Origin of the sequence: Micromonospora sp. NPDC005553, assembly GCF_042871765.1 — a bacterium.
Lineage (GTDB): Bacteria > Actinomycetota > Actinomycetes > Mycobacteriales > Micromonosporaceae > Micromonospora.
On sequence record NZ_JBIAJD010000004.1, the window covers coordinates 140,868 to 150,237 of the forward strand.

10 protein-coding genes are annotated in these 9,370 nt (G+C 71.5%); 5 read left to right on the forward strand and 5 right to left on the reverse strand.

Annotated elements, in window-relative coordinates; all coding sequences use genetic code 11:
* The first annotated feature begins 17 nt into the window (after positions 1 to 17).
* Together ACFYPG_RS17855 and ACFYPG_RS17860 are read left to right on the forward strand one after the other, a co-directional pair.
* Complete coding sequence (locus ACFYPG_RS17855) at positions 18 to 419, forward strand: DUF6069 family protein (RefSeq protein ID WP_387352870.1); 402 nt, start codon at positions 18 to 20, stop codon at positions 417 to 419.
* Positions 416 to 871: a hypothetical protein gene (locus ACFYPG_RS17860; protein WP_355006963.1), complete on the forward strand. Its 456-nt coding sequence runs from the start codon at positions 416 to 418 to the stop codon at positions 869 to 871. The genes ACFYPG_RS17855 and ACFYPG_RS17860 overlap by 4 nt, the downstream gene beginning before the upstream one ends.
* Before the next feature lie 16 nt (positions 872 to 887).
* Here the strand turns inward: ACFYPG_RS17860 and ACFYPG_RS17865 are convergent, their stop codons facing one another.
* On the reverse strand, positions 888 to 1,730 hold the full coding sequence (locus ACFYPG_RS17865; RefSeq protein WP_355006962.1) for a LysR family transcriptional regulator: 843 nt from the start codon (positions 1,728 to 1,730) through the stop codon (positions 888 to 890).
* Positions 1,731 to 1,802: 72 nt separating this feature from the next.
* Here ACFYPG_RS17865 and ACFYPG_RS17870 point away from each other — a divergent pair, with 72 nt between their 5' ends.
* Positions 1,803 to 3,014: an MFS transporter gene (locus ACFYPG_RS17870; protein ID WP_387352871.1), complete on the forward strand. Its 1,212-nt coding sequence runs from the start codon at positions 1,803 to 1,805 to the stop codon at positions 3,012 to 3,014.
* Here the strand turns inward: ACFYPG_RS17870 and ACFYPG_RS17875 are convergent.
* The gene (locus ACFYPG_RS17875) at positions 3,011 to 4,213 is read right to left on the reverse strand and encodes an MFS transporter (RefSeq protein WP_387352873.1); all 1,203 of its coding nucleotides are present in this window, start codon (positions 4,211 to 4,213) and stop codon (positions 3,011 to 3,013) included. The two genes, ACFYPG_RS17870 and ACFYPG_RS17875, sit on opposite strands and share 4 nt — an antisense overlap.
* 129 nt (positions 4,214 to 4,342) lie before the next feature.
* The gene (locus ACFYPG_RS17880) at positions 4,343 to 5,212 is read right to left on the reverse strand and encodes a fructosamine kinase family protein (protein ID WP_355006959.1); all 870 of its coding nucleotides are present in this window, start codon (positions 5,210 to 5,212) and stop codon (positions 4,343 to 4,345) included.
* Positions 5,213 to 5,310: 98 nt separating this feature from the next.
* Between ACFYPG_RS17880 and ACFYPG_RS17885 the strand changes: the two genes are divergently transcribed.
* Positions 5,311 to 6,348, forward strand: coding sequence for a serine hydrolase domain-containing protein (locus ACFYPG_RS17885; protein WP_387352875.1), 1,038 nt, complete (start codon positions 5,311 to 5,313; stop codon positions 6,346 to 6,348).
* Between the two features lie 6 nt (positions 6,349 to 6,354).
* Positions 6,355 to 7,752, forward strand: a complete 1,398-nt coding sequence (locus ACFYPG_RS17890) for a serine hydrolase domain-containing protein (RefSeq protein WP_387352876.1) — start codon at positions 6,355 to 6,357, stop codon at positions 7,750 to 7,752.
* Positions 7,753 to 7,778: 26 nt separating this feature from the next.
* Here ACFYPG_RS17890 and ACFYPG_RS17895 read toward each other — a convergent pair whose 3' ends face one another.
* Together ACFYPG_RS17895 and ACFYPG_RS17900 are read right to left on the reverse strand one after the other, a co-directional pair.
* Positions 7,779 to 8,654, reverse strand: a complete 876-nt coding sequence (locus ACFYPG_RS17895; RefSeq protein WP_387352877.1) for a DUF4253 domain-containing protein — start codon at positions 8,652 to 8,654, stop codon at positions 7,779 to 7,781.
* Positions 8,651 to 9,241 (reverse strand): DinB family protein, encoded by a 591-nt coding sequence (locus ACFYPG_RS17900; RefSeq protein ID WP_387352879.1) that lies wholly within the window; start codon positions 9,239 to 9,241, stop codon positions 8,651 to 8,653. Before ACFYPG_RS17900 ends, ACFYPG_RS17895 begins: the two co-directional genes overlap by 4 nt.
* Positions 9,242 to 9,370 lie beyond the last annotated feature (129 nt).

A 9,370-nucleotide genomic window follows, 5' to 3' on the forward strand; every position in this document is an offset into this window, starting at 1 on the left:
GTCCACAGACTCAGGCCATGACGAACAACCTTCTCCTGGGACGGGCCGCGGTGACGGCCGGCGCGATCGTGGTGGCGGTGGTCGAGTTCGCGCTCCTGCGCTCGGCGGCCGGCGTCGACCTGGCGGTCAGGTCGGCGAACTCGACCCGACAGATCACGGTGGCAGCGGTCATCGTGGCCACCGCCGTCGCGGCACTGGCCGGCTGGGCGCTGCTCGCGGTGCTGGAACGCCGCACCAACCGCTCCCGCGTCTGGTGGACCTCGATCGCGGTCGCCGTCCTGCTGCTGTCACTCGTGCTCGGGCCGCCGAGTGGCGTCGGCGGGGGAGCGAAGGCGACCCTCGCGCTGCTGCACGTGAGCGTCGGCGTCATCCTCATCCTCGGCCTGCCCCGGTCGCGCCCGGACAGGGCGAGCCGATGACCACGCTGACCGTACGCAAACAGGGCGGGGCCTTCGTCCTCGACTCCGGGGCGCGCGCTTCGCTGCGTACCGGCTGGACCTGGCGGTGCGGCGAGATCCGCACCGGCACGGGCCGCTGGACTGTCGCACCGACCGACCGCCGACGCATCGGGTTCACCGCCCAGGGCGAGCACGGCGTGCCGGTGCGGCTCGACCCGCGCCGGTCGCACGTGCCAGGGCCCGGCGGGGTGGCCCACTGGGTGCCCGGTCGCTGCGGCGGTGAACTGGTACGCGACGGGCACCGCCTCGCGGTACGCCTCCCCGGTCGACGCGGCGGGCCGATCCGCGTCGACGTCACCGGTGAGTGGGCCGAGCTGGAGCTGGTGGTGCTCACCGCCTGTTTCGCGCTGACGAGTCAGCGTCGGCGACGCACCCTGATCATGATGGCGGTCGTCAGCGGGGCGAGTGGGTGACCCCCCAGGCGCGTGCTCAGACGAGGCGACGGAGCACGGTCTCCACGGCGTCGATCAGCGGATCACCATCGGTGCGGGGGTGCCGGGCGAGACCGAACTCGACGTCCGGCAGGACGGGCAGGGCATCGGTGTCCCGGCAGATCATGGCCGGTTCGAGGTTCGCGGGCATGAGCGCCGCCACGCCGAGCCCGGCCCGTACCGCGGCGAGCACCCCGACCAGGCTGTTGCTCTCGAAGGCCACCCGCCAACGCCGATCGGCACGCTCCAGGGCGTCCAGCACTGACGTACGCCAGGAGCACGGGTTGGAGAAGAGCACCACCGGCAGCGGGTCGGCGGCCACGTCCACACCCTGCCCGGTCGCCCAGACCAGCGGGGCGCGCACCGTCCAGCGGGGCGGTCCGGGAATGTCCGGTACCGCGTCGAGCACGAGTTGGACGCGTCCCGCGTCGTACGCCTCCCGCATGGCGGCGTTGGAGCAGCTGAGCACCTCCAGCGTCGCGCCGGGATGCAGCCGGGCGAGGTCGGCGAGGGCCTGCGGAAGGTGGGACGCGGCGAGGTCTTCGAGCAACCCGACGCCACAGTGGCCGGTGAGCGCCCGGCCGGTCTCGGCGAGTGCCTGTGCGGAGAGCGCGAGGATGCGTTCGGCGTACGGCAGGATCTCTTCGCCCGCACGGGTCGGTGAGACACCGGACGACGACCGGTGCAGCAGCGGTCGACCGACGACGGTTTCCAGCTTGCGCAGCTGTTGGCTGAGGCCGGGCTGGGTCTGCCCGAGCGCGGTCGCGGCACGGCTGATGCTGCCTTCCCGTACGGCGGCGACGAACGACCGCAGCAACGCGGTCTCCAGGTCCCTTGCCATAAGGACTCATTATGCCAGCCTCAACAAGATGACGTCTTCTTATGGCGTGTGGGCGGGGCTAGCGTCAGACGGGTGACCGGTTACCGGCAGGTGCTCGCCGTGCCAGGGATGGCACCGCTGCTGGGCGTCTCACTGCTCGCCCGTACCGCGATAGCCGCCGACGTGATGGCGCTGACCCTTTTCGTCGTCCTCGGCCTGGAGCTGAGCTACGCGGCAGCGGGTGGGGTCGCGGCGGCGCTGACCGGCGGAGTGGCACTGGGTGGGCCGCTGCTCGGCCGCATGATCGATTCGCGGGGCCTGCGTCCCGTCCTACTGGTGACCGCCGGCGCGCAGGTCGTGTTCTGGCTGGGCGTGCCGGTCCTGCCGTACGGGTTCCTGCTGGTCGCCAGCTTCGTGGCGGGCCTGCTGATGGTGCCGGCCCAGGCCGTGAGCAGGCAGGCGATCGCCGCGATGACGACGTCGGAGCAGCGCCGGGCCGCGTTCGCGCTGGAAGCCGTGCAGGGCGAGCTGTCGTACATCGTGGGGCCGGCGGTGGTGATCCTGGGAGCGGCGACGGTGTCCCCCGACGTGGTGGCCTGGGGGGTCGGCGCCGCGATCCTGGCCGGCGGCGTCGGCATCGCCGTGCTCAACCCACCGATGCACGCCCGGGACGAGGCGGAGGCCGCCGCCGCGGAACGACCCCCACGGCGGCAGTGGCTGAGCGCGAGGATGATCGCCGCGCTGACGATGGCGTTCGGGACGACGACGCTGCTCAGCGGCATCGATCTCGCCATCGTCGCCACGCTGCGGGAGGCGGGTCAGGTGTCCTGGGCCGCCGTGGTCATCGTGGTGTTCGGCGTGTCGTCGGTCATCGGCGGGCTGGTCTACGGCGCGCTGACCCGGCCGCTGCCCACCTGGCTGCTGCTCGCCCTGCTCGGGCTCGTGACGATTCCCGCCGGACTGGCCCACGACTGGCCCTGGCTCTGCGTGGCCGTCGTGGGAAGCGGCCTCCTCACCGCGCCGACCCTCGGCTCGGTGGCCGACGCGGTGAGCCGCCTGGCGCCGCCCGGTGTGCGCGGCGAGGTGACGGGTCTGCAGTCTTCGGCGCAGAGCGCCGGTTTCGCGCTCGGATCCCCGCTCGTCGGCGTGGCGATCGACCTCACCGTGCCGGCGGGCGGTTTCGTGGTGGCAGGGCTTGCCGGCCTCGCCGCAGCGGGGACGGGATACCTGCTCTCCCGCCGATCACCCGCGCGACAACGTCGCCGGGCGATGCCGGGGACCACCGCAGGTCGGCCAGCGCTCTAGGTATTTTGTCCATTGAGGTCGGAGCCGCGGCTGGCGGGTGCGGTGTGGTGGCGACGGGCGTCCACGGCGAGCAACGTGAGGGCGGCCAGCGTCAGCAGCCCGCCGGCGAGCGCCAGCGGTAGTGCCCCCGAGGTGGGCAGGAGGGCACCGCCGAGCAGTGATCCGCCGGCGATGCCGGCGTTGAAGGCGGTGCTGACCCCGGCCGACGCGATGTCGGTGCTGCCCGGGGCCAGTTGCAGCATCCGGTTCTGCACGGCGGAGCCGAAGGCCGCGTACGCGAGACCGATCCCGGCGAGCAGCGCGACCACGCCCGGCTTGAGCTCGCCGAGCCCGTAGAGCCCGAGCAGCGAGGCCGTGCCGATGGCCAGCGGCGTCAGCAGCGAAGCGACCGGTCGGGTGTCCAGGGTCCGGGCCGCGACCAGGGTGCCGACGACGCCGGCCGCGCCGGAGACGAACAGCAACGGCGCCAGCACCGCGTCGGCGAAGCCGCTGACGTCGAGCAGGAACGGTGTCACGTAGGTCTGCAGGGTCATGAAGCCGCCGATGCCGAGGGCGGTGGCGATCAGCAGGACGGCGAAGCGCCGCCCGTCCGGTGCGCTGCCCCGGGCGGCGCCGCCGGCGGCCGGGGGATAGGAGGGGAGAAGGAGCAGCACCGCGGCGGCGATCGCCACACCGATCCCGGCCAGCACCGCGAACGCCGCGCGCCAGCCGGCTTGCTGCCCGATCCAGGTGCCGAAGGGTACGCCGAGCACCGGGGCGAGCGTCGCTCCGGTCGCGAACAGCGCCACCGCCCGACCGCGTACCGCGACCGGGAACGGCCCGATCACGGTCGCCGTGGCGACGGACCAGAACAGCGCCTGGGCGAGGGCGGTGACCAGGCGGGAGCCGGCCAGTACGGCGTACGTCGGCGCGAGCGCGGCGGCGGCGTTGGCGACGGCGAACAGGAGCATCGTGACGCCGAGCAGGTGCCGCCGGGGGACGCGCTGAGTCAGTCGGGTCAGCGGCACGGACGCCAGCACCACCACCACGGCGTACCCACTGACCAGCAGACCCACCTGTGAGCGGGACCGGTCCAGATCGGGTGCCATGCGGGTCATCAGACCGACGGGCAGCAGCTCGGTCGTGATGAACGCGAACGCGGCGAGGGAGAGCGTGACCAGCACAGCCCTGGCCCTTCGCGGCGACACCTCCGGTGCCATGATCCACCTCCCGTTCCAGGGGGTCACCGTAATCGAGGGCCCGGCCCCGCTCCGCTCGCGGGTCTCGGCGGCCGTGGAACGGATCACCTGGCCGGGCCATCCGCCGCGCTCGGCGGCCGGCCCTCCGGGTCAGGATCGCGTCCGGAACGGGGCCAGGACGGCGCGGATCTGGTCGGCCGCGCCCCAGTCGTCGTCGAACTGGGCCAGCACGGCGAGGTGTTGTCGCAGCTGGATGACCGGCATCCGGGCCTCCCAGTCGGCGTCGAGCGAGGTCAGCTCCGCGTAGACGTCGAACATCCGTCGTGCCTCGGGCGGAGGTGAAGTGGACCACACGTGCGCGAGGTCGACCTCGGCCCACAGATACGACACGGCCGGGTCGATCAGCGCAGGCTCTCCGTCCGTAAGGGCCAGCACGTTCTGTGTCCACAGGTCGCCGTGCGTCAGGCACGCCGGACGCTCCGGCAGCAGGTCCGGCAGCCGGTCGCAGAGCCGTTCCAGCGCCGACCGGTCCTCCGCGTCGAGCGCGGCCTCGACGCGGGGCTCATCGAGCCAACGCAGCAGCCGGTGCTCGGCGAAGAAGGCGAAGCCGTCGTCGTTCCACGTGTTGACCTGACGGCGACGGCCCAGCCAGTTGTCGCGGTGCCAGCCGAAACGGGGATGGGTCGTGCTCAGGTGCAGGCGGGCGAGCAGGTGTGCGAACTGCTCCCAGAAGGCCTCGCTGCGTGGCCTCTCGCTCAACACCGACAACACCAGTACGTCCCGATCCGCCAGGATCACCTCGGGTGTCGCCACGCCGCCCAGGTCGCGCAGTGCGGCCAGCCCTTCGGCCTCGGCGATGAAGACGTCGTCGGCCGGCGGGTCGGCGAACGCCTTGACGAACACCGGCGGGGCATCCCGGCGGGTGGCGATGCCCGCGAGAGCCGCGAGCCCGCCGGTCACCGGCCGCACAGCGACGACCTCGCGCATACCGGCCAGGTGCAGACGTTCCAGCAGGGTCACGGGGACGCTCCTCATCTCCGGCGTACGAGGTCGCCTGATCCTATGTGGCCGGTCACGGATCGCCCGGCCGGCGGCGGGGTTGTTGGACACTGCTGGGCATGGGTGATGTGGCGGTGGATCAGCAACGGCTGGAGCGGACCCTCCAGGAGTTCGGTGCCCGGTGGACCAGAGACGCCGCCGACATCGAGACCTACCTGGCCGCACAGGTCGCCGACGCGAGCCACCGTGAGGTCGTCGGCCCGCTGCGTGCCGCCAGTGGGGCCAGTGGTGTCGTCCGGGTCGGCGGTCGGGAGGTCGCGGCCTGGGGCGACCCGGACGTCCCGGAGATGGCGTTCAGCGTCACCAAGTCGGTCGTGTCGGTGGTGGCCGGCCTGGCCTTCGACGACGGGCTGCTGGTGCCGGACCAACCGGTGCACCAGGTCGTCGACGTTCCCGAGTTCCGGGGGCCGCACAACGAGCAGATCACCTGGCGTCATCTGCTGCAGCAGTCGAGCCAGTGGGAGGGCGAGCTGTGGGGCAAGCCGACACGCGTCGACGCGCAGAGCTTCCGCGAGCGGACAGAGGTGCACGGCACACCTCCGGGCCAGGGGTGGGCCTACAACGACGTACGGATGAACCTGCTCGCGTACGCGCTGACGTTGCTGTTGCGCAGGCCGCTGCCGGAGGTGCTGCGGGAGCGGGTCATGGACCCGCTGGGTGCCTCCGGCCGGTGGTCGTGGCACGGGTACCGGACGAGCGTCGTCGACCTCGACGACCACCGGGTCGAGGTGGTGTCCGGCGGCGCGCACTGGGGCGGGGGCCTGTTCGTCCCGGCCCGGGACCTGGCCCTGGTCGGGCAGCTCTTCCTGAACCGGGGGACTCATGCCGGGACCCGGCTGCTCAGCGCCGAATGGGTCGACCAGTCCTGGGCTCCGTGCCCGGTCAAGCGGGAGTACGGCTATCTGTGGTGGCTCAACGATGACCAGGTGCCGTGGCCCGGGGCCCCGGCGACCGGCCGCAGCGCCCGGGGCAACGGCGGACGACACCTTCTGTGGGTCGACCCGGCCCGGGAACTGGTCCTCGTCTCCCACTGGACCGAAGAGCCGCTCGATCTGATCCGGGAGGTCTCTCGTACCGTCGTGAGCCCCACCGGTTGACCGGCGTTGATCCGCCGGTGGGCGCGGTCGAGAATCGACCTCGTGGATTTATCTCAGGACTGGGTCTCGCTGCTGGGCCAGCTTGACCGGCAGGTGTCGTCCGGGCGGCTCTCACCGGACACGGCGGCGTTGCCCGAGCTGATGAGCAGCTATGACGTGCCGGGGGTCAGCATCGCCGTCGGCCACGTGAGCGGGCAGGTGTGGGCGGCAGGGTTTGGCGTCATGGCGGTCGGGACGTCGGCTCCGGTGACCACGAGCACGGCCTTCGCGGCCTGTTCGATCAGTAAGCATGTGGCGGCGTTCGGAGCGCTGCGACTGGTCCAGGCCGGTGTCCTGGACCTTGACGCCGACATCGGCGATTACCTCACCTCGTGGCACCTGCCCGGCCGGGAAGACCAGCAGGGAGTCACGGTACGACAGCTGCTGGCCCACACTGCCGGGCTGTCCGACACCTGGTACCGCGGCTATCTTGCGGATCGTGCCCCGTCGCTGTTGCAGGTGCTGGACGGCGGTGGCACGACGACAACGCCACCGGTTCGGCCGACCCTGTTGCCGGGTAGCCGCTTCCGGTACTCGGGTAGCCACTACTCGGTGCTCCAGCAGGTGATGGTGGACGCGATCGGAACCCCGTTCGAAGACCTCCTGCGAACTCTGGTGCTGGAACCGCTGGCCATGGCCGACAGCAGCTTCGACAGGCAGTTTCCGCACCAGCGACCGGATCAGGTGGCGCATGGCCACCACGGCGGCGGCACCAGGATTCCTGGCGGCTGGCGAACGCAACCGGAGCTGGCCGCAGCCGGACTGTGGAGCACCCCGACCGACCTGCTCCGGCTCGACCTCGAAATCGCCCGGGCCGTCTCGGGAGGTTCGAAGCTGCTCGACCCCGACCTGGCCAGCCAGATGTGTACGCCGCAGATTCCTGGCGGCAGCTACGGCATCGGTACCGAACTCGACGACCGCGCCGAGCGTCGTCGTTTCGGACACACCGGGTTGAACGTCGGCTACACCTGCTTCTCCTACGTCTGGCCGGACAGCGGCATCGGGGTAGCGGCGATGGCCAACTCCGAGGATGGCTGGGAGCTGCTGGTCAGCATCCGCGCCGCCGCGGACCGTCGCTACGCCACCGCCAGAGTCACCGTCGCGCCGCTTGCCGACGTCACGGGCCGCTATGTTCTGCGCGACGACTACCCGATCGACGTCGCCCTCGCCGACGGCCAACTGACCCTCGCCGCCTCAACCCAGCAACCGGTTGTCCTCCTGGCAGGCCCGGACGGTAGCTACCGACACCCGGACCTCGATCTGGAGGTGCGTTTCGTCCGGACCGACGACCAGCCCCACGTTCTCGAACTGCGCCAGGAAGGGGTCACGCAGACCGCGAGGCCGGTAACCGAGCAACCGGAGTAGGCGGTTGGGGCCACGTCATCGGGTGGTCAGGGTCGGTTGTGGACGAACCATGCGTCACCGGCCGGTAGGGCGACGGCGACCTCCCATTGGCTCAGTTCGAGGTTCGGAGCGAGCGCCTTGAGCTGACCGGCGGCGGCCCACGCCTCGTCGCCCGGCGTCGGGCGACGACCCACCTGAAACTGGAGCATGGTGCCCCATGATGCGACCAGGCGGGCGTCCCACCGGTGTCGCCACTGCGCCAGCACCTCGGCGAGCTGCTGCCGATCCTCCTCGGTGAGCGCACCGTAGAAGTCCACCCAGTACGCGGAGCCGCGGACGTCGCTGGTGGGCAGCAGCATGAGCAGGACGCTGTCCGGCGTATACCAGTAGTCGGTCTGCGTCACGAGCCGCACGTTGCCAAGCACCTGGGCGTGCAGGTCGGCGTCGGCGAGCAGCCGGTCGTACAGCGCCCGCTCCAGCACCGGGAGTGGTGTCGGCAGCACCACATCCGGCACCAGGTCGGTCAGGTCGACGCGGGTCGTGCCACGCGCGTAGAACTCGATCTCGTCCTCGTCGACCTGTTGGTCCTGGCGGTAGTGGCGGTAGGTCAGCCAGGGTTCGGAGGATGCCGCTGCCTCGACGAACGCGCGCAGCTCCGACTCCGACGGGCCCTGCTCGGGCTCGGACCGGATCGTCAGTGCGTCGTCGAAGTCGTCGGTGACCAGGAGGGGCCGGCGTCCGGTGACCGGCGCCAGCGCGTCGGCGGCCTGCCAGAGCTCGTGCAGACGATCGGGATCGACGTCGGCGACGAGGAGGGTGCCCGACGGGCCGTGCCCGATCGGCAGGCCGGCCAGTGGCGTGCCCACGAACGCCGCTTCGATCTGGGCGAGCTCGTCCCGCCCGTCGACGGGTTTGCCGATCACGCGAAGTGGTCGGCCAGCTTCGTCAGCTTATTGACGTACGCCGGCCAGTCGTAGTCGTCCGGGATGATGGTGCTGTCCCGTCGAAGGCCGATCGTTGTGTCGTGCTGTTCGCGGATGATGTCGGCGTGCCCGGCGTGACGGGCGAGATCGCAGGTCACGTGGATGATGATCCGCTGCAGGGTCACGTCCTGCGCACCGGGCTGCCACCACGGCACCTGCCCCGGCGCGTCGAGCGGCAGCTCGTCGATCGTCTGGTCCGCGAACGCGCCGACCCGGCGATACAGGTCGATCAGCCCGTCCTTCGTCTCGTCCTCGCGGGCGTACCAGTCTGCCTGCGGGTCCTCGTCGAACGCGGTCATGGGGACCAGCTCGTCGGGCGTCGGGAACTCGCGGCCGAAGGTGGGCCCGAAGTAGCCGGCTTCGACATTGAGGCAGTGCTTGAGAATGCCCAGCAGGTTGTTGCCGGTCGCCGTGCGGGGCAGCCTGACCTCACGTTCGCTGAGCCCGTCGAGCTTCCAGATGAGGTCTTCGCGGGTCCCGCGAAGGTAGACGTGCAGCGCGGCCTTCCCATCGCTCAGATCAGCCATGCGCGCCAGTCTTCCCTATCCGCCGGGCCCACGCGCACCCTCGGCGGGGCGGGGGGGGGGCCCCGCCCCCCCCCCCCCCCAAACCCCCCCGGGGGCCCCATTCCGGGGCAAACCCGGTGGGGGCCGGGG

Coding starts and splice junctions, on each gene's coding strand:
- ACFYPG_RS17885 (WP_387352875.1), top strand. CDS start 5,311: ATGGGTGATGTGGCGGTGGATCAGCAACGGCTGGAGCGGACCCTCCAG.
- ACFYPG_RS17855 (WP_387352870.1), top strand. CDS start 18: ATGACGAACAACCTTCTCCTGGGACGGGCCGCGGTGACGGCCGGCGCG.
- ACFYPG_RS17865 (WP_355006962.1), bottom strand. CDS start 1,730: ATGGCAAGGGACCTGGAGACCGCGTTGCTGCGGTCGTTCGTCGCCGCC.
- ACFYPG_RS17900 (WP_387352879.1), bottom strand. CDS start 9,241: ATGGCTGATCTGAGCGATGGGAAGGCCGCGCTGCACGTCTACCTTCGC.
- ACFYPG_RS17875 (WP_387352873.1), bottom strand. CDS start 4,213: ATGGCACCGGAGGTGTCGCCGCGAAGGGCCAGGGCTGTGCTGGTCACG.
- ACFYPG_RS17860 (WP_355006963.1), top strand. CDS start 416: ATGACCACGCTGACCGTACGCAAACAGGGCGGGGCCTTCGTCCTCGAC.